The following is a 25,818-nucleotide window of genomic DNA, read 5'->3' on the forward strand; positions in this document are numbered from 1 at the left end:
TTACTCTTTAGCGGTTGCGTGGGTCAAGCGCCGCCCATTCCAATTCGTGAACAACGCCTCTCCATGCTTCAATCCATCCACAGTCCAATAAGCACTCGGATCGTTTTGCAGCCAAACGGCCTGTACCCAACGAATGACCCCGCCATGCGTCACAACAATCACCGTATCTGCCAAGTCCTGTTCTGACTTTGCCAGCAACGAGCAGAGCCAGCCATCTACGCGCCGCCCCAGCTCTTCCAAGCTCTCGCCCTGCGGCGGCCGCTGCCTGTACGGATCGTCATACCAGCGTATGGCTCGCTCGCTATCCGTCTGCATGATCTCGTCATAGGTCAACAGCTCCCATTCCCCAAATGACAATTCGCGCAAAGCAGGCAGCGCAAGCACCGGAAGCTGCCACTCTGTCGACAGCGGCTCTGCCGTCTCGACACACCGGAGCAAATCGCTTGAATACAGTGCTGCCGGACGATCAACCAGGCTTTTGAGCCGATAGGTCAGCTCTTTTGCTTGCGATCGCCCCTCTTCATTTAAGGAAATGTCGCTATGCCCCAAATATCGGCCCTGTCGGTTTATATCCGTCACCCCATGCCGAATCCAGATCCAATTCATGACCACCAGCTCCCTGCCAGCACCAAAAGCATCACGGCCTCACTGCTTTCGATTACCGCTCCGTAGCAATCACCGTTTAGTCCACCCAGCTTACTTGCTACCGAGCGTGAAAAGCCGAGTGCAATCACCAGCGAAATCAAAATCGCTGCAATCACATGCGAACCGCCCAAAAACCATCCAGCCACGAGCAAAAGCACATAACTGATGATGATCGACATAGGCGAGAGACCTTCACTGATCCCTTTTCCGATCCCTTTGTCAGCAGACAGATAAGGCCAGAGACGAATCGACAGCAGAACGTGCGTCCGGGCCGCTGCAGGAACAAAAAGCAGCAGCATTCCCCATCCGGGATGGGCCAGCTCGCTTACGCCACCTGCTTTGATCAGCAGCAGCAGAAATGCAGCCAGAACACCCATTGCGCCCACGCGGCTGTCTTTCATGATGGCCAGAACCTGCTCTTTCGGTCTGCTGCTGCCAAGCCCATCTGCCAAGTCCATCCAGCCGTCCAGGTGAAGGCCACCTGTTATGTACACCCAGACAACCAGCGTCAAAACGGCTGCAAGCCATGGACTAAACAGATACAGGCCTGCCTGATGTACACCCCAGAGCAAGAGTCCGATAACAACTCCGACGGCAGGGTACCAATTGACACTTTTCTTCCAGGCGACCTCAGACGGCTGCAGCCATGGCACTGGAATCCGGGTAAAAAAAGCGATTGCATGAAAAAATGCATTCATCCCTTGATCCTCCAGGGGATCCCTGACCAGACCGCGTACACGGTATCTGCCTGGCGAGCGCTCATCTGATTTACATCCCCGAGTACATCAGCGAACCATCTACCCAAACGGCTCATGGCAACACCGCCAAGTCCCACCTCACTGGTGACAGCGATGACCGTTTGCTGAGACTGCGAAACCAACTCCAGCCAAGCCGCAGCTTCCTGTAACAGAGCGCTCGTATACGCCTCGCTTCTCCACTCAGATTCCTCTATATTCATCAGACGATTGCTTACCCAGGTGGAGAGACAGTCAATCAGCACGACATCATAGCCCTTACTGCCTGCAGCATAGTCCGTTAATCGCTCTCCTACCTCGACACAGCCCCACTCCCTCGGGCGGCGCTTCTGATGCAGCTCAATTCTTGTACGCATTTCATCATCCCATACCTGACCTGTCGCTACGTACAAGACGCGATTGCCTGTAGCCTCTGCCAGCTCCTCGGCATAACGGCTTTTTCCTGAGCGGACACCGCCGGTTACCACAATCAGACTCAAAGCTGTCCACTTCCTTCCGCGTTTACCTCACGCAGGGCAGCTATCAGCCTTTCGTTCTCCTCCCTACTGCGTACAGCGATTCGCACATCACGGTCAGTCAGGCCGGGATACATCGCACAGCTGCGGATCAAGACTCTTTTTCTGCCCAGGCGAGCCTGCAATTGTTCTGCTGTCAAATTCTCAGGTGATCGAAGCAACAGAAAGTTTGCCTCTCCCGGCCATACTTTCCATCCCAGTTCCTGCCCGATGATTTCCGACAAATAGGCCCGCTCGTTTGCAACCAGTGTACGTGTCCTGTTTTCGTACTCCGTCTCTTGAAGGCACAGCTCTCCCGCGAGCAGTGCCAAGGAATTGACGCTCCAGCTCACCTGTTTTTGGCTCATCCGCCTGATCACATCCGGATGAGCGATTGCATATCCGAGACGAAGCCCGGGAATGGCGTACATTTTAGTCATCGAGCGCATCAAAATGACACGGGGAAACTGTTCGAGCTGGCTCGCTAGCGTAAACTGCCGCTTCTCTTCTACAAAATCGAGAAACGCCTCATCCACAATGAGCCAGGTATCCGTCTCGTCCGTCCAGCGAGCCATTTGCAGAAGCTCCTCGGGTTGATACAAAATCCCTGTCGGATTGTTCGGCGATCCGACAAACACCAGGTCTGCCTGATCAAACAGGGTGTACAGCTCTCCCCTATCCGGCTTGTATCCATTTTCTTCTTGGCCGTAGCAACCAATGACACTAGATCCAAACTGTTTGGAGAGTTGCGCGTATTCGGAAAAGCAAGGATAGACCACCCCGACCGTTTGCGGCTGCAAGCCGAGAATCGCGAGCGCCATCGCTTCCGCTGCTCCATTTGCTGGCAAAAGCCACTCTTCGGCTATCCCAAGGCTCAAAGACAGTGCCTTGCGAAAAGAACGATGCCCCGGATCCGGGTAGCGAACAACCGCAGACAGCGAAGCCAGCAGAATCTCCTTGACGCTGACTGGCATTCCCAGTGGATTGATATTGGCGCTGTAATCGAGGAAATCACCAGGCGGAACACCGAAGCGCTGGGCTGCCGTCAGCAAATCGCCGCCGTGTCCGAATGTTTCTACGATGCCCATCAAAATTCTACCCCCAGCACAGCCGGGATTCCCTCATTGTAGTAATGTTTGATTGGCTTCATTTCTGTAACCAGATCGGCCATGTCCATAATCTCCTGCTTGGCGCTTCGTCCCGTGATTACGAGGTGAATATGGCGCGGTCTGCTCTGGATGGTCTCCAGCACATCTGCAAGCGGCAACACGTCATCAATCGGAAAGCGATCAATCGCAAGCGCATTGTTCAGCTCATCCAAAATAACCACATCGTACTCTCCGCCAAGCAGCTTCTCACGTGCGAAGCTCCACGCTTCTTTTAGGGCAGCCCGATGCTCTTCGGGAGTTTTTGTCCAGGTGAAACCGACACCTTTTTGCACGATTTCAATGCCTAGCCGATCAAAAATGATCTTTTCTCCGTAGGTGCGTTCTGGTGACTTGATGAACTGAATCATCAATACTTTTTTTCCACGGCCAGTTGCTCGTACAGCCAGCCCAATTGCCGCTGTTGTTTTTCCCTTGCCGTCACCGGTATAGACCAAAAGCAATCCTCGCTTGTTGTCTTGCTGACTCAACAAAGCCACCCCCATATAGTGGAATTCCCTTGCGCAAACAAATAAAAAACGCTTTGTTCTCCCTTTACCATGCAAGGAAAACAAAGCGCGGATAGCATACTGCCACAATCCTCACCTTTTCCTTTGACCCGAAGGAAATCAGTGCAAACACAAAAACAGGCAGGTCTCCTGGCTTGAGGATCATCGCTCTTCTTCTCCTTCCCGCACCCATGTGGGCAGTGGATGGCATCGTTGCCATGAAGAACAGCTACTCTCTTACAGTGGCGGGACCGCGTTGGTTTTTCACCAATCTTCCCTTTTAACCCTGCTCCCGCGAAAAAGGTTTCGCAGTAACAAGGACCTGTTTGTATATCGTATTCAAATGTCGCTTGCTGCTATGACAAGCACTTGATCTAATAATAGCAAATGCTGGTGCGGATTCAAGCAAAAGCTTGGCGGAATGTGTATATAAAAACACAAATCCATCCCTAGACCGATACTGATTTCAATCTGCCTCCCGTTATTTCAGGATTCCGGTCGCTGTAAAATGAGAGTACCAAATCCTTACAGAGAGGGGATACAAGCATGAAGACGCCATCCGTTTATGCCGGGCATCCGGCAGTCAGGTTTTTTGAAGGAGAAAAATGGTTAGTGATCACAGGGCTTCTCGGTTTTTTGCTTGCGGGGATTTGCGCGATCTGGGTCATGCTCTACGGAGGTGTGGTGGAGCCAAAGGGCGATGTATCGAAAGCCTTTTCCTTTAATGCCGCACTTGGCCTATTTCTTTTGTCGACGGCGGCGATTGTTCCGTTTTCTGCGATGAAAACGAGAAGCAGAGCTTTCTTTCGCTGGTCTTACATCGCGCTCGCTCTCTACTCTTACGGAGCGGAAACAATGCAAAATTTTCGCGGCGTTGACCCGAGGTTCGTTAAAAATGGCACACCCTTCGATGTTGCTGTTGGTTCGATTTTTACTTTTGTAGCTTTACTCCTGGTCCTTTTTTATGTGCTCTTCGCCGCTTCTTTTTTTCGTAGAAAAGCCTATTTACAAAGTCCAGAGCTGGTAGTGGGTATCCGTTATGCAATGATCGCCATCATGCTTTCTTTTACGGCAGGCGTCTGGATTTCTTTCAACCAAGGTCGCTTCGTCGGGCTGCAGGGAAATATTATTTGGCTGCACGGTCTTGGCTTTCACGCGTTGCAAGCAGTACCTTTCGTCGCTTGGTTAAGCACACGCAAAAGGCATTTATCCCTTGGATACAAACGCTTGATCCATGTAAGCGGCATCGCTTATTTGCTCGGTTTAGTAGCGGTCGGCTGGCAAACGTTTCTTGGACACGCCATTCTGGAATGGTCTGTCCTGCCGCTTCTCGCCACCTGCTGTTTTTTGATTGCCTTCATGCCCGCAGTGATTCTGCTCCGCCAAAAAGATATATCGCAGAAAACGCGCCATGCGTTTGGCATTCGCTCGTAAGGACTCCATATTTTAAAAATAAAAGGTGGGCAACCTCTGTTGTCCACCTTTCGCCATGGAAAAGCTCGAGTCCCTATCACCTGGAAACCTCCGGATACGGAAACAGATCCACCACCCGTATGCTCTCACCGCTTTCATTTGTAAAAACGACATGCTCTCTTCTCAATTCTCGCGGACTTTCCAGACCACAGGCTGCTGCCAAAGAGAACAGGCCTTCCCTCAATTGAAGGATATAGTTCATGACACGCCACTGCTTTTCTTCAGGGACTAATGCTTCCTGATACTTGGAATCAGTCGTAGTGATCCCGGTCGGGCACTTGCCCGTATGACATTGCAGTGCCATAATGCAGCCATTTGCCATCATGAAACCGCGCGCCGAGCTGACGCAATCCGCACCAAGTGCCATCGCGATTGCTACTTTATCCGCTGTAATAAGCTTTCCGGAGGCAAAAATTTTTAACCGATCGCGCACCCCGAATTTCCTCGCTGTATCATCGAGAATGATTAAGGCTGGATAAAGTGGCAACCCCATGCCGTCAGCCATCGCTTTAAACGTCGCACCGGACCCTCCCTCAGAGCCATCCACGGTAATGAAATCCGGGTATATATCCAGTTTGAGCATTGTCTCAAAGAATGGTTCAAGCCGCTTCGGATCGCCGACGACGATCTTCACGCCTACAGGCTTTCCCCCCGCTTCCTGCAGCGTCCCAATGAACCGCAACGCTTCCTCCGGATTGGTGAGAAATTCAAAGCGATTTGGCGAATTGACCGTTTTTCCCACAGGCACCAAGCGGGCTGCCGCAACCTTTTCGGTAACCTTTGTGCCCTCGAGGTGACCTCCGCGGATTTTCGCCCCCTGGTGAAATTTCAGCTCAAACGCCTTGATGTTTGAAATACTTGCCTTATGCTTGTATTCTTCGATGGAAAAATGGCCGGTATCATCCCGGAATCCGAACATCCCCGGTCCGATCTGGGAAACGATATCCACACCTGTGGAAAGGTGGACTTCCGCAACCCCGCCCTCCCCTGTATTGATCCAGGAACCGCCTGCCATATGCGCCCCGCTGCCGGTAGACAAGATATAGTTTTCACCGACTGCCCCAAAGGAAGTGGCAGAAGCACCGAACATGCCTTTGAGCCGCCACGGATGCCTGCGCCTTTCGCCGACGACAATGACATCTTCGTCGGCCAAAAGCCACGGACTTACCTGTCCATCGATGAATTTTTCCCTCCTCGTGAACACACCTTCATCCGTAATGACATACTTCTTGCCAGGGACGGTTTTCTCGTTATCGACCCGCAGCTCACTCGTCAATTTCGGAAACATCGCATTGGACAAATAAAAACCGGGCTTCTCATAATCGCGTCTGCCGCCGAACGAGATGAGGTCCGTTCTGTATTTTGCCGCATAGACAAGACCGACAAAATCTGCCCGGGAGAACGGTTTTCCTTCTGTGTCACTATCAAACCAGTACTGCCTAAGTTCTGGACCGAGCTTCTCCAGCAAATAGCGCACCCAGCCCAAAAACGGGTGCGAGCGGATGATGGAATGCTTGGGCTGCCTGGACAGGGCGTACATGTACCCCAAGAAAACGAGCGGCGGTAATACGATAACAATCAGCAGTATGATCAACAGAACGGTATGTGTCATCTTTCCAGACCCTCCCGGAACCACTTTCTAGTTAGCATACTACCAATTGCCAATTCTCATTCTGTGTCCTGTGATCTGCTGGTCTTTAATCGTATTTCTCGTCCTCTACTCTCGTCTGCCCATCTACGATTAATTCGAGCTCGGTCTCGAAATTCAAGATGATCTCGCCAGGCATCTGGTCCATGACCTCTGCCAGATCCGGCAACAGCAAGGCCTCGTCCAGTGACTCCGGTTTTGGCTCCAACCGTCCATACCATTTTCGAATGGTTTCCATCAATTGATAAAAGGAAGCTTCAAAAGTATTTGCATCGTCTTCGGCATCGTCTTCGTGACTCTTTTTCATTCGCTCCCAATTTGCAAGCATGGTATGTAATGCCTTCTCTATAGTTGCATCCATTACGGCTATGCCTCCTCCTCTTTATCGCTGCTCCATTTCTCATTATGAACCGACCGCCTGCCGATTTCCATCTCTTGCTTTACGCACTGTTCTCCTTTGCTCATTTCCAAACTTGTGAAATCGTTTCTTTTTTTGACACGATTTATAGCCCGGTTGAGTCATCCGAAAAGGAAACAGGACTGCTATTCTAATAGTGGCTCAAACAAGGAAAAGAAAGGGGGAAGAACCCTGTTTTGGAAATGGAAAAGCCGAAGCGTTTTCCGCTATTTCTCTCTGGCGGTCATGGCCATTCTGATCGTTTCGTGGATTCCGGTTGGCAGCAGTGCTACAGAATTGACAGCCTCATTACAAGCCATGCTGGACCAGGCTCGCCCCGGAGATACCGTAACCATACCTGAAGGCGAATATGAGGGACCGATCCTGGTGACCAAACCCGTCACATTACTGGCTCAAGGGAATGTGAAGATTACGAATCCCAGCGAAGAGACTGCACTCACGATTCAAAGCGACAAGGTCACCTTACAAGGTATCAAGATCGTTGACAAACGGATTAACAGCGAAGACGCCTCACTCGTTATCAGGGGTAATCAAAACGTGTTGGAGAGAATCGTGATTGAAACGATGGGAACTGGCATTCAGCTGCGTCAGGCCAGCTCCAATACCCTGCACAACATTCAAGTGATAGGCAAAGTGAAGGAAAAAGGTGCAGGAAGCGATGTCGGGCACAATCACAGCCAGCATCTGTCAAAAGGCCAGACGACGCCAAAAAGTACCGTTCAAGCGCAAAAGGGAAATGGTATCGACTTGTTTGAATCACACCAAAACCGGATCATAGCAAACCGGATAACGAATGTTTTTGACGGGATTTATGTAGAAAAAAGCAATGGGAATCACATCGAGCAAAATGACGTTGAAAAATCACGATATGGCTACCATTTCATGGGGACCACTGACACTGTACTCTCGGAAAATACGGGAACAGAAAATGTTACGGGAGCAATGCTCATGGAGACAACCAAAGCCACTGTCCAGAGCAATCAGTTATTCAAACAACAGAAAAACCCCAATTCTCAAGGCATTCTTCTCTACGACGTAACGAATTCGCAGCTCATAGGCAATCAAATTGAAGGGAATCGGGTAGGTCTTTATTTTGAACGCTCTTCCGGAATTGAGGTACGGCGCAATCAGTTGAAACTCAATTTCATCGGCATGCAGCTCCTCGATTCCACAGGCAATGTGTTGACCGAGAACGCTTTTGTATCCAATGTCATTCAAGCCCAGGCCCAGGACAGCACGACTGATCATCTCGACGGCAACTATTGGGATAATCTGCAGGGATTAGATGTTGATGGAGATAGCCGCAGTGATCTACCTTTTGAAATGAATCCTTTATATTTAGGCTTGACGGACGCGGTTCCCCCTTATCAGCTTTTTTTCCAAGCTCCCGGTTTTGTCTTTCTCGAAAATCTCTTTACCAACGGGACGGGGACAACCATCCGTGACACGACCCCTATCATGAATCCCCCTGATTCCCTAGCCCAAGAGGACGGCTCTAGCAGCAGCTGGGGGGCCGGCATTCTAGGAGCTCTCTTATTACTGGGAAGCAGTTCAATCATTTACACAGGAGTGAGAAAACAATGAAGAAATGGTATACAGCAATAGGTGCTATTCTAGGAATTAGCCTCCTCATCATGGGCTGCGGCAAAGAGGAAGCCAGTCCAGTTGAAATCGCAGAAGGCGTAGATAAATGCGATATTTGCCACATGCATGTGCCCAATGACCACAACGCAACAGAAATCGTACTGAAGGATGGAAAAATCCTGAAATTTGATGATATCGGCTGCATGCACGAATGGACCGAAAAAAATGGCACGGAGCAAGTAAATGTCCAGTTTGTTCGTGATTACTACTCGGCAGAATGGATGAAAGCAGAACAGGCTGCTTACGCGTACGATTCCACCTTTAAAACTCCAATGAGCTACGGGATCTACTCTTTTAAAGACAAAGCCGCTGCCGATTCATTTGTGCAAGAACAGAAAAAAGGCGTCGCAATGAATGCAGCAGATTTGGGCAACCACAGTTGGGAGCGCAGCATGAGCGAGAATATGCATAAGGATGGTCATTCGATGGATGGACAGAAACAGGATGGTCACACTGCCGAAGGACATGGTCAAAGCACTGATGCACCCAATAGCAGCACGCATACAAAACACTAGCATAAGGACGTGGAGAGCGTGCACATCAATCTGATTGCCCAACGGGAAGTGAAGGTAGGCTTTCGCAATCCATGGTCATACTCGTTCATGGCCCTGTTCACCCTGTTTAGCCTAGGGCTCTTAGTCATCCAATCCCAGTCTTACATGAAAGGCTACACATATACGACTGGTACCATGCTGAACTTGATTTTGTACCTATTGCCGCTGATGACGATGCTGCTCTCCTCCTTTTCTTTGACCGCAGAAAAAGAGGAAGGAAGCTGGCAGCTGCTGTCCACTTACGCGATGACGACCTCTTCCTTTTTACTGGGGAAATACGTAGGGCAAGCCGTTGTGTTGATTTCGATCGTTTCCTTTGGCTACGGTCTTTCTGGTCTCGCAGGTTTCCTGCTTGGGAGAAGCTTTTCCCCTACGGCTCTACTATTTCTATTCGTCTTTTCTCTTTGCCTCATTCTGCTTTTCTTAGGGATTGCTCTATTAATCGGGGCATTGAGCAAAAACCGTTGGCAGGCTTTGACGATGGGCGTAAGCATCTGGTTTTTCTATATTCTAGCCTGGCCTACTCTACTCATCTCTGTACTCAGCTTCGTTCCCTACACCTGGATCAAGCCGCTCATGCAAATCGCAATTTTGCTGAATCCTGCTGAGTTCGTACGCGTCTTTTCCGTTACCAGACTAGGAGGCGGCTCCATCTTTGGGCCCGAGTATTACAAGTGGATGTATTGGGTCGATTCGCCACTGGGCGATGTCTGTTTCGTTGCCCTCTGTCTGCTCTGGATTGGCGCAACGATGTATGCAGCAATTACTGCGTGGGAAAGAAGGTGAGATTGTGATTCCATTTGGTTTGGAGATCGATCAGGTACAAAAAGCGATAAACGGGAAAACCATTGTACAACCATTTAGTCTGCGGATCGAGCCCGGAGAAGTTGTGGCTTTGTGTGGCGGCAATGGCGCAGGAAAAAGTACAATCTTGCGGATGATTGTCGGCATTCTGCCTCCTACCTCGGGGACCATCCAGCTAAACGGACTAAACTGGAAGGAGCATCGCGTCGACTATTTGCAGCAAATCGGCTATATGCCGGATCACTTTACTTTTTCGCCAGGTTTGACAGCTAGTGAAACGATTACGTTTTACGCCGCATTGCGGAATCGGTCAGCACAGGAGGCAGAGCATGTGCTGCAGGCAGTCGGGCTTTCCGATCATCGCAGCAAACGTGTTTCCCAGTTTTCCAAAGGCATGCAGCAACGCCTTTTGTTTGCTCAAGCGATTTTAGCCAAGCCCGCTCTCGTCATCTTAGATGAACCAACTAATGGACTCGATCCGTATTGGATGGACGGGTTTGTTGATCTCGTGCGGGAACTAAAGCTCGCTGGGCAGACCGTCATCTTTTCTACTCACCAGCTGCAAGTAGCGGATGCAATCGCCGACCGCGCCATCTTCTTGATGAACGGACAAATCATGCGAGACAGCCCCATTCATGAATATCAAGAGCAGTATGGGGCAACAGGGTTGTATGGTGCGTTTGCAGAGCTTTTTTCGCAAGCTAAAGCTTAAAGAATGCAATCACGATAAGTTTAGCACCGTACATAATCGGTACAGACTATGCAGTCCATGTAGCTGCTCACGATTGCGCTGATGCAACGCATTTCGAGCAGACTCTATCAGCGATCGTAGGGCCTGCCAGTCTCCGGGTGAAACATTGCCAATCGCTTGTTTAAGGCGAACCGTCTCTTCGGAGTAGACTGCTTTTTGGGTCGATTTCAACAACCATATTTTCACCTCTTGAAACTTGTCATACAGGCGATAGTTGTTTTTTTCATTTCTCATCGAGCAAATCAACTCCTCGTGCTCCCAATACCGAAGAGTCGATGCAGGGATGTTCACAGCAGCGGATAACTCACCTATGGACATCCAGCTCACTTTCCCTCCTTGGTCAGCTGCCATTTGCTCCAACAGATTATCCGCTTTATCAAGCACGAGTTTATCCTCGTGAGTAGCCGCTTGGGCATCATTGATAAGCCAGAGCACAGCACCAAGCTCTCTTTGCTGAAGCATGGAAAGAACAGCCGAGGTGATTTCCATGCCAAACCCTGGGGACATTGCTACAATGCATTCAAAGTAAGCAACATGCTCGTGCGTATATACCCGATAACCATTGGGAGCCCTATCAGCTGGAGGTACAATTCCCCGCGCTTCATAATTTCTCAACGAGCTTGTACTGATCCCTAATTGCTGGGCAATATCCGAAGGACGTAATGTTCGGCTCATGACCTACCCCCGATTACGATGAAAGATTAGACCCTTTACAAGGTTTTTCATTATATATACAGGAAATTCGATGGCTTTTTGTCAAAACCTTCGAATTCGCTTTAATGTTATACAATGAGTCTGTAAGATAAAAACAGTCGGGGGAATGAGTAAATGTACATGCTCGGAATGAATCCAGAAATGGCGATTGAACAAGTGGGAGTGGCGTTGTCCGAGTATATCGAGAACAACTGGAGCGAAGTGCTTCATGCCAACAGAGATGAACTCGAAGCGCTGTTTCCCGAATTGGAGGATGCAACTTACGGAGTGTACTTGGACAAATTAATCCCACCGGCATGGCAGGAGTTTGAGCGCTGCGGATTTCAATCGGCCGAACCGGACAAGGAAGACGATTTTGTCATCGCAGGATGCTTGAATTTCCGAAATTCACTGGAAAAAGCAGAATGGGGAACCCCGGGGCACGAAATCCGCATCTTTTGGATTGTGCTGAAAAATCGTGAGGAACAGCGGATCGGAACGCTGGTTTTGGAATTTGCCCACTCCCATATTCAATTCGACGTTCCGGCGAAGCCGAAGATCATCGCCATGGAAGAAACGGAGCGTAGAGAGATTGTGTCCAGAATTTTGCAAAGGAAAGAGAATCGTTAATACTAGAATACGATCCTCTTACAGATGGGGGGAGCCTGAGGATGTGGCGGATCTCATCTGTAATTTTACGAGTTCAGAAGCCTAGTTGAAGAGCTAGTCTTTTGAACCCGTTAATTTACTTCAATATCCTGCTCGTTAGCGGAGCAAAAGCTGCTGTATTATTATTGGCAGCCTCATTTTGTGTTTGTTCGCGATCGCCCCCGTAAGTTAAACAACATTTTCGTTACTTGAGATACGGTTCACCGAGTTTTGAACAACGGCAACGATCCCCACGCCGATACCGTTACCGTTACTTGTAATAAGATTGACTGTTTTGGTTGCTTGGCAACGAAAAGAAGCCGGAGCTGATGCCGGCTTCTTTTTTTAAGTAAACAAGTCTGAAATAATTTTTTACTCAAGATTTTCTGCCTAATTTCACCTTTCAGATTGACCTCAGGCAGGCCAAGAGACCAAAACCCGCAACACAAAGACGGTGCTAATCGAAAGTACTGCCTTCAACTATAACAAAAAAAACGGTACCGAATCATTCCTCCTTGGAGTCGTTAAAGCCACCATGAGAAAGAGATTCTTCATTGTTTTCCTGAGTAGCTGCGTATTCATCAAAAGGTTTGTCAATATACTTAATATAACGCATAGGTCTTGAATCCTCAGTATCATAAATTGCGTTAATGATTGCTTGTCTTGAGGTCTGAGGTAGCCTTATAAAGTCCTGCCAGTTATCCCTAAGTCTATTAAAATACGCCATCGGGTACCCAACTTCAAAAAAAGTATTATCATCAAGCAATAATATAGAAGCCCGTTGCAACCTGTTTGAACTCTCCATTGCAAATATATCAACAATTCTCATTTCCTTTAATAGTGTATCAAATGGGAAATCCCCCAGTAATAGATCTATAGTATTTGGATTCCGAAGTTGCCTAAAGAAATCCACAAGGTGCCTAAACTTTATAGCCCCTCTTGCAGTATCTTTAAGATCTGAACTGGAGATTGATGTCATAATTGCTGTTTTAATATCAGCAATTTGATTAGCAAGATAATCTATTTTTACTTCTTCTTGTTTCTTGAATCGTTGTTCATAAAGTAATCTTTGAAAAAGTCCTGACCATTGCTTTCTTAGATAACTTTCAATATCATCCATCTTATTAAAGCTAACAATGCTATTATTTTCTATTCTATGACGCAAAAAATTAATAAACTCAAATACATATTTAGCAGTTTCCGGTTTTTCTACAAAAGATGGGAAATCCAAACTGCTGATGAAATCCTTTTCTTTATTCTTTTCATAAACAAGATGATCATGCATTACTTTGCTGTCGACAAAAGTAAAAATAGGTATGCTAGATTCAATAGCTTTAATTACCTCGAGTTGAGTAATTGATACATTGCTTGAGTTATCGAAAAATTCTTTGCTACGACTTTTTCCTTTAACAAACTCTATGTCAACCGATTCAATTGCCTGAGGGATTGCTTTTCCACCGAATCTTGAGCCAATAATTAAAATAAGAACGTCACAGTTAGAAACTTCCTGTATACAACTCGTATGAGTATGAATTCTTGGGTCGTAAAGAACATCCGCATAATCACTCATAACAGGATCATATCCAAAACTTCCAATAAAGTTCCTTAATTGTGATCTAACGATATTTAAATCGTAACAAGTAGAAGAGATAAAGATTTTTAAATTAGCCATAGCGACCCCAAATCACGGAATATTTTAACTTAAAAATGAAAATTATTTGTAGCTGTATTTTTCTGCGTTGCTTTCTCTAACATCTTTATCACGATGAGTTTAATTTCCAAGTTTAGGTTAAGTTGACGATATTTATCTACGTTAATTAACACGGCTTACCATCGATATCATACCACAAAGTGGAATGAAAATAAATGATTACTAATTCCTCCACTTTCCAACTCCTTTACTTCCCGCCCCCCTGCTGAAAAAATGCCAAAAAAGTGGGACTTCCCCGCTTCATCAGCAAAAAGGGGATGATTTACAGTGAACAACCAAAATGCTGCATCTGAACGCTACGAACATCTTATTATCGAAGAAGATTACCTGATCGCTCAAATTGAAACCTACGACCAAATGATCGATTCCACGCTAAACTACGCTTATACGAATTCCAGCAATCTACACCTGGAAACCCTCAAAAACGTATTCACCGATATTCACAACAAAAATCAACAAGCACAACTCCAACTCCTTCATGTGAGACTGGAGAAGAACATCCTAGCCTACCGGCTAAAATTTTATATAAATAGCAACGCCCCATCCTCAACATGAGGAATGGGGCTAGTCATGTTTCTCTATGAATTTATTGAACCCTTTGTTCATCAATCGTTGCCAGTATATCCTTTGCAAGTCGATGAACTAGTTTCACTTCTTGTACGTTGCGGCTTAGAAGCAAGGAGTTAAGTGCTTTTACTAACTGTTTTTTATCTACTTGTTCCTGCTCAGTATCAGCATAATCAAACTGAAATACCTCCACAGGCAAGACTCCAAGTGCATCAATAATCTTTTCCAATGTTTCTAACGAGATATTCCGGTCTCCCCGCTCTACACCGCCAATGTAGGAGTAATGAAGACCAGCTTTTTCTGCAAGGGTTTCTTGTGTTAAGTCTTGTGCTTTCCGTATGGAACGAATCCGTTCACCAACTGACTTTAGAAATGCCGACACCGCAACCACCTCTCTTTCAGACTAGAGAAGCGGTAAAGTCTACAACAGTAAAAGAAAGTCAAAACCAAAGCCTTTAATTGTACTTATTTGTACTGCATAGTAGTTTTGTAATACTTTTTGAATTGGAAAGGATCAGATATAATGGAAAAATCTAAAATCTATATAATGATTTACAAAGAAAACGGTGCAAAAGTTGAGTGTACCGAGAAGTTTCTCATTGAATGGTTTGCAAGAGGATTTGAAGTTGAAAGTATTCGCTTTGGTGAACTCGCTGATTAGGAATCAAGCGAGAATGGAGACAAAAATGAAGATATCTAGCTTTTTCATAATTGGAATAACCAGCATTGTCCTCGTCTGTGGATGCAGTACTAACAATGAGAAAGTCGCAACGTCCCAATCAACGCAACGTTGGCAATCACTCAATATTAAGGAGTATGTCCCCGCTACTTCAATTGTAGAACGGATTTATAATACATATAGTGAAAAAGGAGAGGTAATTGGAACACAAACAGAGACAATCCAATCATCCCCCGATCAATCAGGTAATCAATTCTATGTTACATCAGTAGGCAATTCACTTGGAGTTAACATTACAAAAGAAGCCACATATGAAGTATCCCCTACTACGCTTACATTAATAAAATCCTTTAACTCTGTTTCTGGGGTAAGAAATACACCTAGTATCGTTATTTCAACAACTGGTCCATGGGAGATAGAAAAAGACAGGGTATTTATTAATCACGATGCACCTCTTCAAAAAATCAAAAATGATATCTTCTTAGTCGAATTGTTAATGCTCAATACACAATTCGACATTAGAACAAGGAGCCCCTTTTCTAGTTTAGTTCTATAAAAAATATTACTATTTCCTAACGGTAAACTATTAGACCTAAATCGCTTAACCAAAAACGTAAAATTTATAGTTGCCGAACATATATTATTACAATGATAACAATCTGATACTAGCATAAGAAGGTACTTACTATCGTTTTATTCATCAGTCAGACTATACCACACCCTGACTGAAAGGTGTATCTAGTCTTTTGTAGGGCTATTTTCAAGTGAACCAAAGACCCGTTGCCGTTACTTATGATAAGGTTCACCTCACCTATTTAAGAGGCGGTTTTTATGTAAGTAAAAAAGGACACCTAGAGCAGGTGCCAATATAATTTTAAGAATCAATCCTAAATCAACAGCTTATAGAGTGCTCGTGGTCTGCCTTTGTGGTAGGGCTGCTCTTCGCCCGAAATCTCGGCAAATTGATTATCCACAAGCTTTTTCAAAAGCCGCTCTGAGGTTCGTTTGCTTACTTGAAGATAGTTTGCCAGGTCATTTGCCGAAAAGATTTGATTCTGCCTGAGATCAATAAAATTCATCATTTTCGTAATGGCCGATACGCTTACACCTGTTTTTTTGGCGATCATCAAGGTTTGATCATCCTGGCTTTGCAGCTGGAAGGTTTTCGTTACGGACTTGTTCAACGGACCGATAACCTGCTTCTCTTCCGTCACGATAAAGGCCGCATGTTCTCCCGTTTTCTTTGCATGGTAAAGTCCGATACGAGCATGTTCCTCGGCCTCTACTGCTGTAAGCCCAAATCCAAATCCAAAATGAATAGGTGCATGATGCAGTCTTACTAACTGATCGATGAAAGGAAAAACCCGATAATCTTCGGTAATTTGCTGAATGCCGCCCTTGGTTCCATAAATCATGAAGGTATGTGGATCGATCATCTTCAACGAAGCATTCATTTTTCTTGAAAATGTCATCAGGAGTTCTTGTATTTGCTTCCAGACCTGATCATCCAAGGCATCCTCCTCTTTTTGAGCCCCGTTGATTTCGATGATTCCGGTCGCAATCTGTGATTTTTTACTTAGCAGCAATTCTCCTTCTGTAACCGCTCTTTGAAGAGTATCGAGAATATTCTTGTGTGGGATGATCAGACGAAAGCTTGGGATCCCTTTCTTTTGCAGTTCGTCAAAAACAGATTGCACACTTGTTAACACAAAATCAATATTTCCTGACTCCCAGTGATTCTGATGGAACTCTACCATTTCATTTGTAATAAAATGATGATTACTGTATGTAAATTCTTTTATATAAATGTTCGTCGAATTGATCGACAGTTCGCTTAGAATATTCGTCACTATATCACGTCTGGGAATGTCTATGGACAAGCGATTAGGTAAAATCCCCCTATGATGCCTGATGTAGTTTAGCGACACGCTAAAGGCAAGCTCATCGGTAGGAACGTACATAGCCAACAAACCACGTTCTTCGATTTTATTTTTCCCTAAATAATAGGGGATGGGTCCTGTAAACAAAAGAACATCGTTGTTAGTGGCTTCGTCGATCAATTGTTTACTTGCTTCCGGACGATCATACACGAAGGAACGAAACTGTACCTGCTCATGATTATTCGAGCTTATTACTTTTTGAACCATATTTTTGGTCCCTATCACTGCAATTCGTATTTCCATTCCTGTCCTCCTGAACCCAACACAAAGATATGGTACTTCCATATTTACCAATGAAGAACAACTTTTGCAAGAAGTATTCGAATCTATCACAAGTGAAAGGTATAAAAAAGCCAGTGATACTTTGAGCAGAGTACCACTGGCTATCATACTTCTATTCGTTATTACAGGACTACCCGTCCGTGTTCATCAATGGTGGTGCCGAATTCGCTAGATAGTTCACTGAATTTGCGAAGAATTTCTTCCGCCCGTTGTCCCTGAGCCAAGCATGGTCTGCCCCGCTTGTACGGTTTATTGGAGTAGGTTAGTTCAACAGGTGTGATGTCGAGCTGGACCAGCTTCCCGTCCTTGAATCGGCAAACAGGGACGACTGTCTGCCAGTACAGTGAGTAGCCCGGGAATCCTTTTTTTCCGTCCTGGCTGCGAATGCGAAATACTTCGCTTGGTGCAAGCGTTTTATCGATTCCGAATCGTTTATACGAATCAGCCGGCAGCTTGTAAATCAATTCATTTTGTCCGATAAAGTTGCCGATACTGTAAAAAATCGGTTTACCTTGGTACATTTCCATCCCCCGCAGCAAATGCGGTCCATGTCCAACGACAATATCGGCCCCGGCGTCGATTACGCTCTTCGCAAACATCTGGATAAATTCTGCCGGCTGCTCCCTTGTCTCCCCTTGCTCATGGGCATGCAGGCTGACAATGACAATGTCTGCTCGGGACTTTGCTTCTCTTACCCATTTTACAATTTCCGCCAAATCTTGTGCATTTGGAACTGTTCGTACCGCTGGTTTTTCAGCAGCGCGGAAATTCGCATTTAACGTTCCCGCTACACGCAAATTGGAATCTACCAATGGCAGCAGGCTGGCATCCTTGGTATCGGCAGCAAAGCCGAGTCTGACCCACTCCTTGCGCTGGGTTTCCAAGCCCAGATCATCAGATACCTGACGCAAAACAGACAGCTGCTCTTTTGTCACTTCATAGACCACGTCAAAATGGAGCGGATTTACACCCGGTCTTCCTTTCGCCTCCGGGCTTTGGTCTCCGGCTGACTGTTCTTCAAAGAAGGTAGACGTGCAGGAAATCATCGCTACGCTGCCAGCATCGGTATCATAGTAGACAGGCATCCGGGAATCCGCAAGATTACGCCCTGCACCTGCATAGGACATCTTTCTGTCTTCCAGCTCTTTAAAAGTAGCCAACAAGCCTTCCACACCATAATCCAACGCGTGATTGTTGGCGACAGAGAACAAATTAAAGCCCATATCAACCAGTTCATCCAATACCCAAGAATGAGCTGCGAAATGTGCGCCATCGCTTCTTGCAGCCGGATGACCCTTAAAATCGTTAGGCAGTACTTCCAGATTGGTAAAGGAGACATCCGCATCCTTGATCAGCTTCACAAGCTCTTTCGTCGGATTGTCTTGATAGACTCCCAAACGTCTTGCGATAATGCTGTCTCCTGTAAGTACGATTTTCAATCCTTCATTGTGATTCATCATGGTTTCCTCCTACACCCTGTTAGTCTCTATGGAAAAACGTGTCAAAAACGGCTTTTCCCACTCTGGCGATGAATTCTCGTCCGGCGGCGCTATCCGCCAAATGGCTTGTGAGAACCGCCATATAAACGTACTGGTCTCCCGTTTTCAGGATGCCGGCATCATGCTCAATCCCTGGCAATTCACCGGTCTTATGAGCGAAAATAGAATCCGACGGCATCTGGTTGATAAAAGAAGCGGGCAGCTTTGTATGAAACTGCTGTTGTCGCATCATCTGAAATGCTGCCTCTTTTCCGAATGGATCAAGCGTATTTCCTGTCACGATTTCTTTTAAGAACAACCCGATATCCCGTGCAGATGTGTAATTGTCTCTTCCCATCTTTACAGCCAAGGTGTCCATCATTTTTCTGGCCAGTACGGTTTGCGCACAGCCGAGACGTGCTGCCAATTGATTGACCGCTTCCATCGTTACTTCATGAATAACCAGATTGGTAGCCGTATTATCAGAAATCGCAATCATCAGAGAGACAAGATCTCCCAAAGAAATCTGGATGCCCGAAGAGAGGTGGGCGAGTACTCCCATTCCTCCCACTCGTTCTTCAGATGGAATAACAAAGGTGGAGCTTAAGTCTGTTTTGCCTTCCTGTGCCTGCCTCAACGCCTCGATCATGATTGGGATTTTAATGAGACTTGCGGATGGAAATGATTCCTGTTCGTTCAGATAGACGTGTCCCTCATCCCACTCGATGAATACTGCTACTCGTCCGTCAACGGAAGCTGCTAGTTCCTGAATTGTATTTTCCAGCTTACCTGCCTTCATGTTTCAACACCTGCCTCATTTATAGGAAAAGCGCATAAACAATCACCAACAGCATAACCGCCACTGTCGCCACGACACCGAAGATGATGACATTTTTCAAGTCATTGGACCTGGCCAGACCCATGGCCCCAATCGCGTCTCCCGTCGGATACAAGAAGGATGGCATCTGCGACCCTACCAAGAGCGCAAGCGCCCAAATCGACATCGGGATGTGCAGATTGGTTACCGTTGGCAGGAACATCTTGTGCATCAATATCGAATGGGCAACCGCTGCGCCCGGAATACCAGCTACATTGACCAAAGTGCTGACGATGATCATGACTGTTTGACCGCTGCTTTCTACCAATGGCAGCAGCAAGTTTTTCAGTGCTTCGAATCCGCCCATTTTTTCGATGAAGTAGATAAAAGGCGTAAAGAGTACAAATTGCAGGAAAATCCACAGAAGGGGCTTCGCGCCTTCTACGAAGGTTTCAGAAATTTGGTTTGGATTCATGCGACCAGCAAGACCTGTTACGATCGCTGTCAACAAGATCACCACGATGGTAAAGTTCGCTCCGCCTTTCACCGTGATTCCGTAGATAATCGCTCCGATCAATGTAATCAGAAAGGCTAGTGTGGCTTGATTGGAAATTTTCACTTGGCGAGGATCTTGGTTTGGTTCCTCTGCGTGGACATTAGCGTCTTCGATTGGATAAGCATGATCCTTGAGGGTCTTTTTCAAGATTACCTTGCTGTAGACGAAGGTGATGAGCAGCAGCACGATCGCATAAGGCAGCCCTGCATGTACCAGCACTTGCGGATAGCTAAGGCCAGTTAACTCCATCAAAGTCACCATCGGAGGAGTGAAAGGCCCAAGCAACAATCCTGCGGCTGCAGCACCGTGAAATAAAATGGCAACGACACTCGAGGAAAGACCAGCAGCTGCAACGACTGGGATCAGAACCGGTGCGATAATCGCATTGGCACCGGCGAGTGTACCCAGCAAGGCAGACAACACACAGGATGCAATCATGGTACTGACCATTGCTTTATTCGGGGAATTGATTCCAACTCTCTTTAAAATAAAGCTCACAATATTTCGGGCTACACCCGTCTTTTCTGCGATTTTGCCTAAACCACCGCCTGCCAAAATGACCAGGCCAATATAGGCGACAAAGTCCGTCATCCCATTTTTTGCGATGACAGTAGCTACATCCATCAAGCTTGCCCCGCTCATTGCAGCCCCAACAATAATGGCGCCGCCAATCGCAGCGATCGGATTCCACTTCAGAAAGATCAGAACAATGAACAGAAACAAAGGAATGAGTCCCCAGAGCGATGGAGCATGTACCATGACAATACCTCCTTGATGACTTGTTTATGGATTATCGTGAACGCAAGAAGCGCAATGCTGTTTCCACTAACATCTCAGAACCAGTGGCAAGTATCCTTTCATCAAGCATGAACTTCGGATGATGCAGAGGCGCATTGAGAGAGGTATCCTCAAATCCACAGCCTAGCCAGAAGAATGCTCCGGGGAAGTTCTGTAAGTAAACTGCGAAATCTTCGGCCACCAGTGCCGGTTCTACATGAGGAAGCGCTCGTTCTCCTAACAAGGCCACACTTGCCTCCCGAACGATTTCTACCATCTCTGGCGTATTGTAGAGAACCGGATAACCGAATTGATACTCGATCTCAACGGTAGCGCCCATACTCATGGCAACACTTTGAACAATCGAATAAAAGCGTTCTTTTATCATTTCCCGGGTCTTGGGTGCAAAGCTTCGTACAGTCCCCTCTATCAACGCTTCGCTCGCAATCACATTGTGGCCCGTCCCCGCCTGGATTTTCCCGAGGGTGACTACTCCTGCGTCCAATGGATTGACATTGCGGCTGACAATCGTTTGCAGAACCTGCGCCACCTGTACGGCCACGATTGTGGCATCGATTGTTTCATGCGGCATGCTTGCATGTCCGCCTTTTCCAACGATTCGAATCCGAAAGCGGTCGGAAGCGCCCATGAAGTTTCCTTCCCTTACACCAATCTGTCCGGCAGGCAAAGCCGGCCAAACGTGAAGTCCGAAGATCGCATCTGGCTTTGGATCAAGAAAGGCTCCTGCCTCTATGAGCGGTTTTGCTCCACCGACCGGACTGTTCTCTTCTGCCGGCTGAAAAACAAGGAGAACCTGACCTGGCAGTTCCTGTTCCATGCTTTTGAGAATTTTTGCTGCGCCCAAAAGCATGGCGGTATGGGCATCGTGTCCACATGCATGCATGACACCTTCATTCAAGGAAGCAAAGGATACACCCGATTGTTCGAAAATGGGCAGTGCATCCATGTCGGCACGAAGCGCTACCGTTGGACCATCTTTCTTTTGACCAATGACAGCCAACACTCCATAGCCTACCATGTTGGAGCGAATATCATGAATTGATAGCTTTTCTAGTTCTTCGCAAACACGCCTGGAAGTGCGCTGTTCTTGCCCGCTTAGCTCAGGGTTGCGGTGAAATTCTCGGCGAAGCTCCTTGATGTAGTTTTCTTCGGCTTTCCCTTTTACTGATGAGTTCAATCGTTCCATTCTGATCCTCCTCGCACAAGAAAACGTTTGCATCGTTAAAAATGACGTTTAGTAGTCGTTAAATAGCGATAAGAAAACCTCTATCAAGGCGTCTTCAAGGAAGAGCGACCGCGTTTTAGCGGAAAGTTTTCATGCGCTCCAGAATTCATAAGCGTCGCGCTTATAAATTCTTATACGTTAAAATAATGGGGCCCTTTGTTTGTCCCCCCTTTGATCTCTTGTTTTGTCGTTTAGTAGTCGTTATATTACTTGTAAAATTAATATACTCATAATTCGATATCTTGTCAATTTAATATTCGATATTTTTCGTTTATTTATTCTATTATTATGCTTGAAAATGATATAGATTCACACATCTCTTACGAAAAAATGGACTGCCCCAGTCAGTAACCTCAAAAATCAAAAAAGCGGTAGCCATGAACGAGAATAATGTCCTAGACTACCACTGTTTTATTGAACTATTGAACCTGTTCGTTCATGCAGTAGTAACTTAACTTGTGAGACGGTTTAGCTTAACGGTTCTATCGGGGGAAAGCAAGAAGGAGCTTGTCGCGGCGCGACAGCCCCTAGAAATCCAAGTGATTAACATAACACTACTTCTTTTCCCTCCGCACTTCTGCCGGACGCCGCCGAAATGGCTTTCAATCAAGGCGCCTCCGGCGTCTTGCGAACTCCATGTATACCTCTTCCAACGTCGGATTCCGCTCCGCGGGAATTTTCGCGTCCCGGCCATTCCGGAGCGCCTCGTGCAGCATAGCCGATTTCCACTGCTGCGGCGATTTTGGCCCGGATACGGCTCCATCCGCCATGAAAAGTACCTGATCGACCCAATCCTCGATTTCCATAAACATATGACCGACCAGCAATATGATGCAGCCGTTCGCATGTTCGTGCAGTAGATCCATCACATGGGCCCGCTCTTCCAGATCCAGCCCTTCCAGAGGTTCATCCAGAAGCAGCAAATGCGGATCGTTCAGTATCGCTTGAGCGATCGACAATCTTCTTCTTTGCCCGGTGGATAACGATTTGATGGGGAATTGCCCGAATCGGGCAAGGCCAACGTCCGTCAGCACCTCTGCGACCCTGTCCGGAATCAGGCGGGGCGGGATTAGCTTCATTTCCGCCGTATAAGTCAAAAAATGTTCCGCCTTCATCTCCTCGTAAAAGGCAAACTGCTGGGAAACGTAGCCGAGCCGTTCCCGAAACCGTTTGCCCCCTAGCTGTCGACCTCGCAGCGTAAACCGAATGTCGCCTTGGCCGAAAGTTCGGATGCCAGCGATGCATTCGAGCATCGTCGTTTTGCCGCTTCCATTGGGGCCGAATAAAGCGTTTATTCCCGGCGACAAGGAAAACTCCGCACCTTCAAACACCCAAGGAGCCGACGACGAATGGCGGAACGCCGCCTTGCGCACATCAAGCCGGATCATATCGTCCTTTATCCCCTTTCCCGCCGTTTCGGATTGTCCGGCAAGCGATGAAGAAGAGAATCGCCGTTATCGCGAATGCGATCATGCGGCTGCTTCCCCAAAATGCATAACCAGTGTCGCTCATGAAGTAAAAAGGTCCGAGCACGTCCCTTAGTGTTAATTGCGCCGCCCATACCGCCAGTGACAAACCGGCTCCAATCCGCAGCCCGAAACGGACGATGGCGGCAAATGCCAGCGCGGTGCAAAAGCATAAAGGCGCCAACCAACCGATGATAAATGCGAACAACGGACCGGACTGACCGGTCAGCGATAAGAGGACGCTTGCCGCCAAAGCCAGTATCATGTCATACAGAACGATTATGCCCAGCCGTCCCATCATCATCTCGACCGGAGAGACCGGGAAAGTCGCCTCCAGCTTGGACATCGGCGTGCCATACGATCTCAGCGCATAGAAGACACCGATTCCGGCTACAAATGACGATACGAAGACGAAGCTATTGATCCCGTCGCGCCCGACAAGAGGCATTGCGAGTACGCCGAAAATCATGATGACAGCCGATACGACCCAAAACGCCTTGGAAAACAACCGAACTTGAGGCGCGATAAAGCTAATGAGCGCAACCCATAGCGGCGCGCTTCCCGGTTCCGCATGCAGCAGACGGTCGGCAAACCTCAGCCGCTCTGGCTCGGCCGCCAGCGGAGTCAAGCGTGCGAGAAGCGCCTTCGTCTGTTCATCAGACGGACCTGCCACCCGATATCGTTCCAAACCGCGCGCGGTTTCCTCGAACGCTTCCCGGTCCCATTGGCCCGCATCGCCCTTGTCCGCTTCTTCGCGGAAAATCGGCTCCAGTTCCCTCCATATGTCTTGTGTCCGTTCACCCGGGGGAATGCGCCTTTCCATGCAGATCCACCTCCTCCGTTTTCAATAGATGGGACATCTTTTTAAATGTCTTATAAAGCTTCGTCTTGATCGAGCCTAACGGCTGATCCAAAATTTCCGCAATTTCGTCCAGCTTGAGCTCGTGATAAAACCTGAGAACGATCACTTCCCGCTCGTCATCCGCCAAGCTGCCGAGCGCGCGAATAACCGCTTCCCGTTCCCACTGCCGCTCCAAAATGGACGAAACCGTGTCTCCGGCAGAATGAAGGGACATTTTATCGGCTCCCCACAACGCTTCCTTGCGATAAGCCGACGACTTCCAAACGTCCTTGCACAGGTTGGTGGCTATGCGGTAGATCCATGGGCGAAACCGGCTCGGCAGGCGTCCTGTCCTTACGGTCTTGCATACACGGATAAAGCATTCCTGGCATAAGTCTTCCGCTAGCGATCTGTCATTCAGCATCCGCTGCAAATATTCGTAAATCGGTTTATGATAGCGATACACAAGCGCCTCCAAGCCGGCCTCGCTCCCATCCGCGATCTGGTTCAACAATTCCTCGTCGGAAATCATAGGCATCCCTCCTTTCTCCCGGCTCATTTCGTTGGCTCTTATTTCTCGAGTCTGTCTGTATCGGCTCGCCGCTTCGACCGAAACCGCTTTTGGAGCATATAGGCGCCTACTCCGATCGGGGAGTAAGCCGTAAATGCCAATATTCGTTGCAGAAGCCCCCTAATCATGGATTTGTCGATTTCCACCATTCCGCTCATGATCGGAATCATAGCCACAAACAACAAGATATTGGCGATGAGGTAGCCTTTCAAAAGCCGCGAATCGCTTTGCTTCCACAATGCGATGACAAAAATAAACGGCAGCAGGAACGAGCCGATCCCCAAAATTCCACCGCCATGTCTCGGGTCGGGACTGGGGAATATGCCCGATAATAGGGTGCCGATTCCGTTGGAACAAACGGCTATCGACGCGATCCACGCCAAAAATGGACGGGTTCCAAGACGCAGGAACACACGCAAAAAACCGAAAGCAGCAATAAGGGTCGCGATTCCGAGCAAAATAATCGCCGCATTGACCGGCAACGGGTAGATAGCATGATTGGAGCCGAGATCGCTTGCGGTATTCCTTATAAAGCTATAACCCGGGTAAAACGGCGCGGCGATGACGGGGATACCGAAATAAAGAAACGGGATCGCCATGCCCACGCGAAGATAAGCTTCCGTACCGCTCCGCGCCTTCTCCGAATGTGCGGCAATTTCGCGGCCGCTCTGCCACAAAGATAATAAACGTCTATTCTCTTTCATTC

Annotated in this window: 27 protein-coding genes, 1 pseudogene and 1 riboswitch; of the genes and pseudogenes, 9 read left to right on the forward strand and 19 right to left on the reverse strand. The window is 47.5% G+C overall.

The features are described from left to right. From ACIFQN_RS04005 to cobO, 5 genes are read right to left on the reverse strand one after another with little or no spacing between them, the layout of a single operon-like run. Entirely contained in the window at positions 1 to 606 is a 606-nt protein-coding gene (locus tag ACIFQN_RS04005; RefSeq protein WP_429831746.1) for a histidine phosphatase family protein, read from the reverse strand. Beyond that, complete coding sequence (gene cobS / locus ACIFQN_RS04010) at positions 603 to 1,343, reverse strand: adenosylcobinamide-GDP ribazoletransferase (RefSeq protein WP_429831747.1); 741 nt, start codon at positions 1,341 to 1,343, stop codon at positions 603 to 605. Before cobS ends, ACIFQN_RS04005 begins: the two co-directional genes overlap by 4 nt. Continuing rightward, complete coding sequence (gene cobU / locus ACIFQN_RS04015; RefSeq protein ID WP_429831748.1) at positions 1,340 to 1,879, reverse strand: bifunctional adenosylcobinamide kinase/adenosylcobinamide-phosphate guanylyltransferase; 540 nt, start codon at positions 1,877 to 1,879, stop codon at positions 1,340 to 1,342. The genes cobS and cobU overlap by 4 nt, the downstream gene beginning before the upstream one ends. Next, on the reverse strand, positions 1,876 to 2,982 hold the full coding sequence (gene cobD, locus ACIFQN_RS04020; protein ID WP_429831749.1) for a threonine-phosphate decarboxylase CobD: 1,107 nt from the start codon (positions 2,980 to 2,982) through the stop codon (positions 1,876 to 1,878). The genes cobU and cobD overlap by 4 nt, the downstream gene beginning before the upstream one ends. Then, positions 2,982 to 3,530 carry a cob(I)yrinic acid a,c-diamide adenosyltransferase gene (gene cobO, locus ACIFQN_RS04025; RefSeq protein WP_429831750.1) on the reverse strand — a complete coding sequence of 183 codons (549 nt, stop codon included), beginning with the start codon at positions 3,528 to 3,530 and terminating at the stop codon, positions 2,982 to 2,984. The genes cobD and cobO overlap by 1 nt, the downstream gene beginning before the upstream one ends. Positions 3,531 to 3,671: 141 nt before the next feature. Continuing rightward, a riboswitch (cobalamin riboswitch) is annotated at positions 3,672 to 3,889 on the reverse strand. A 205-nt stretch (positions 3,890 to 4,094) separates the two neighbouring features. On the opposite strand from cobO, the gene ACIFQN_RS04030 reads away from it, so the two are divergent. Next, the gene (locus ACIFQN_RS04030; RefSeq protein ID WP_429831751.1) at positions 4,095 to 4,982 is read left to right on the forward strand and encodes a hypothetical protein; all 888 of its coding nucleotides are present in this window, start codon (positions 4,095 to 4,097) and stop codon (positions 4,980 to 4,982) included. A 76-nt stretch (positions 4,983 to 5,058) separates the two neighbouring features. On the opposite strand, the gene ACIFQN_RS04035 is transcribed toward ACIFQN_RS04030, so the two are convergent. Then, positions 5,059 to 6,633 (reverse strand): glutamate synthase-related protein, encoded by a 1,575-nt coding sequence (locus ACIFQN_RS04035; RefSeq protein ID WP_429831752.1) that lies wholly within the window; start codon positions 6,631 to 6,633, stop codon positions 5,059 to 5,061. Between the two features lie 85 nt (positions 6,634 to 6,718). After that, positions 6,719 to 7,030, reverse strand: a complete 312-nt coding sequence (locus ACIFQN_RS04040; RefSeq protein WP_429831753.1) for a hypothetical protein — start codon at positions 7,028 to 7,030, stop codon at positions 6,719 to 6,721. A gap of 282 nt (positions 7,031 to 7,312) precedes the next feature. Between ACIFQN_RS04040 and ACIFQN_RS04045 the strand changes: the two genes are divergently transcribed. The 4 genes from ACIFQN_RS04045 to ACIFQN_RS04060 are packed head-to-tail and all read left to right on the forward strand — an operon-like array spanning position 7,313 to position 10,801. Next, positions 7,313 to 8,671 (forward strand): right-handed parallel beta-helix repeat-containing protein, encoded by a 1,359-nt coding sequence (locus ACIFQN_RS04045; RefSeq protein ID WP_429831754.1) that lies wholly within the window; start codon positions 7,313 to 7,315, stop codon positions 8,669 to 8,671. Further along, positions 8,668 to 9,246: a nitrous oxide reductase accessory protein NosL gene (locus ACIFQN_RS04050; protein ID WP_429831755.1), complete on the forward strand. Its 579-nt coding sequence runs from the start codon at positions 8,668 to 8,670 to the stop codon at positions 9,244 to 9,246. The genes ACIFQN_RS04045 and ACIFQN_RS04050 overlap by 4 nt, the downstream gene beginning before the upstream one ends. Before the next feature lie 18 nt (positions 9,247 to 9,264). Continuing rightward, positions 9,265 to 10,071 (forward strand): ABC transporter permease, encoded by an 807-nt coding sequence (locus tag ACIFQN_RS04055; protein WP_429831756.1) that lies wholly within the window; start codon positions 9,265 to 9,267, stop codon positions 10,069 to 10,071. Beyond that, positions 10,040 to 10,801, forward strand: a complete 762-nt coding sequence (locus ACIFQN_RS04060; RefSeq protein WP_429831757.1) for an ABC transporter ATP-binding protein — start codon at positions 10,040 to 10,042, stop codon at positions 10,799 to 10,801. The genes ACIFQN_RS04055 and ACIFQN_RS04060 overlap by 32 nt, the downstream gene beginning before the upstream one ends. A 9-nt stretch (positions 10,802 to 10,810) precedes the next feature. On the opposite strand, the gene ACIFQN_RS04065 is transcribed toward ACIFQN_RS04060, so the two are convergent. Further along, positions 10,811 to 11,515, reverse strand: coding sequence for a MerR family DNA-binding transcriptional regulator (locus ACIFQN_RS04065; protein ID WP_429831758.1), 705 nt, complete (start codon positions 11,513 to 11,515; stop codon positions 10,811 to 10,813). Between the two features lie 153 nt (positions 11,516 to 11,668). Between ACIFQN_RS04065 and ACIFQN_RS04070 the strand changes: the two genes are divergently transcribed. After that, a complete protein-coding gene (locus ACIFQN_RS04070) occupies positions 11,669 to 12,163 on the forward strand; it encodes a DUF6022 family protein (protein ID WP_429831759.1) in 495 nt (164 codons plus the stop codon). Between the two features lie 523 nt (positions 12,164 to 12,686). Here ACIFQN_RS04070 and ACIFQN_RS04075 read toward each other — a convergent pair. Beyond that, the gene (locus tag ACIFQN_RS04075; RefSeq protein ID WP_429831760.1) at positions 12,687 to 13,853 is read right to left on the reverse strand and encodes a DUF4062 domain-containing protein; all 1,167 of its coding nucleotides are present in this window, start codon (positions 13,851 to 13,853) and stop codon (positions 12,687 to 12,689) included. 306 nt (positions 13,854 to 14,159) lie between these two features. On the opposite strand from ACIFQN_RS04075, the gene ACIFQN_RS04080 reads away from it, so the two are divergent. Continuing rightward, positions 14,160 to 14,447, forward strand: a complete 288-nt coding sequence (locus ACIFQN_RS04080; protein ID WP_429831761.1) for a hypothetical protein — start codon at positions 14,160 to 14,162, stop codon at positions 14,445 to 14,447. Positions 14,448 to 14,478: 31 nt separating this feature from the next. Here ACIFQN_RS04080 and ACIFQN_RS04085 read toward each other — a convergent pair whose 3' ends face one another. Next, positions 14,479 to 14,841, reverse strand: a complete 363-nt coding sequence (locus ACIFQN_RS04085) for a helix-turn-helix domain-containing protein (protein WP_429831762.1) — start codon at positions 14,839 to 14,841, stop codon at positions 14,479 to 14,481. A 141-nt stretch (positions 14,842 to 14,982) separates the two neighbouring features. On the opposite strand from ACIFQN_RS04085, the gene ACIFQN_RS04090 reads away from it, so the two are divergent. Then, a complete protein-coding gene (locus ACIFQN_RS04090) occupies positions 14,983 to 15,120 on the forward strand; it encodes a hypothetical protein (RefSeq protein ID WP_429831763.1) in 138 nt (45 codons plus the stop codon). A 13-nt stretch (positions 15,121 to 15,133) separates the two neighbouring features. Next, on the forward strand, positions 15,134 to 15,694 hold the full coding sequence (locus tag ACIFQN_RS04095) for a hypothetical protein (RefSeq protein ID WP_429831764.1): 561 nt from the start codon (positions 15,134 to 15,136) through the stop codon (positions 15,692 to 15,694). Positions 15,695 to 16,025: 331 nt separating this feature from the next. Here ACIFQN_RS04095 and ACIFQN_RS04100 read toward each other — a convergent pair whose 3' ends face one another. The 9 genes and pseudogenes from ACIFQN_RS04100 to ACIFQN_RS04140 form a co-directional block, all read right to left on the reverse strand. Then, a complete protein-coding gene (locus tag ACIFQN_RS04100; protein WP_429831765.1) occupies positions 16,026 to 17,321 on the reverse strand; it encodes a transcriptional regulator in 1,296 nt (431 codons plus the stop codon). 161 nt (positions 17,322 to 17,482) lie between these two features. Beyond that, positions 17,483 to 18,820 carry a CapA family protein gene (locus ACIFQN_RS04105; protein ID WP_429831766.1) on the reverse strand — a complete coding sequence of 446 codons (1,338 nt, stop codon included), beginning with the start codon at positions 18,818 to 18,820 and terminating at the stop codon, positions 17,483 to 17,485. A gap of 19 nt (positions 18,821 to 18,839) precedes the next feature. Then, on the reverse strand, positions 18,840 to 19,637 hold the full coding sequence (locus tag ACIFQN_RS04110) for a serine hydrolase (RefSeq protein ID WP_429831767.1): 798 nt from the start codon (positions 19,635 to 19,637) through the stop codon (positions 18,840 to 18,842). Positions 19,638 to 19,656: 19 nt separating this feature from the next. Continuing rightward, the gene (locus ACIFQN_RS04115) at positions 19,657 to 20,970 is read right to left on the reverse strand and encodes a Na+/H+ antiporter NhaC family protein (RefSeq protein WP_429831768.1); all 1,314 of its coding nucleotides are present in this window, start codon (positions 20,968 to 20,970) and stop codon (positions 19,657 to 19,659) included. Between the two features lie 31 nt (positions 20,971 to 21,001). Next, positions 21,002 to 22,195 carry a M20 metallopeptidase family protein gene (locus tag ACIFQN_RS04120; RefSeq protein WP_429831769.1) on the reverse strand — a complete coding sequence of 398 codons (1,194 nt, stop codon included), beginning with the start codon at positions 22,193 to 22,195 and terminating at the stop codon, positions 21,002 to 21,004. A 641-nt stretch (positions 22,196 to 22,836) separates the two neighbouring features. Then, positions 22,837 to 23,550, reverse strand: a pseudogene (locus tag ACIFQN_RS04125) (ATP-binding cassette domain-containing protein); the annotation flags it as partial. A gap of 58 nt (positions 23,551 to 23,608) precedes the next feature. Next, positions 23,609 to 24,523, reverse strand: coding sequence for a hypothetical protein (locus tag ACIFQN_RS04130; RefSeq protein ID WP_429831770.1), 915 nt, complete (start codon positions 24,521 to 24,523; stop codon positions 23,609 to 23,611). Beyond that, complete coding sequence (locus ACIFQN_RS04135) at positions 24,498 to 25,073, reverse strand: RNA polymerase sigma factor (protein WP_429831771.1); 576 nt, start codon at positions 25,071 to 25,073, stop codon at positions 24,498 to 24,500. The genes ACIFQN_RS04130 and ACIFQN_RS04135 overlap by 26 nt, the downstream gene beginning before the upstream one ends. A 38-nt stretch (positions 25,074 to 25,111) precedes the next feature. Beyond that, a complete protein-coding gene (locus tag ACIFQN_RS04140; protein ID WP_429831772.1) occupies positions 25,112 to 25,816 on the reverse strand; it encodes a DUF998 domain-containing protein in 705 nt (234 codons plus the stop codon). Positions 25,817 to 25,818 lie beyond the last annotated feature (2 nt).

It is taken from the genome of Brevibacillus sp. NRS-1366, from assembly GCF_050467985.1.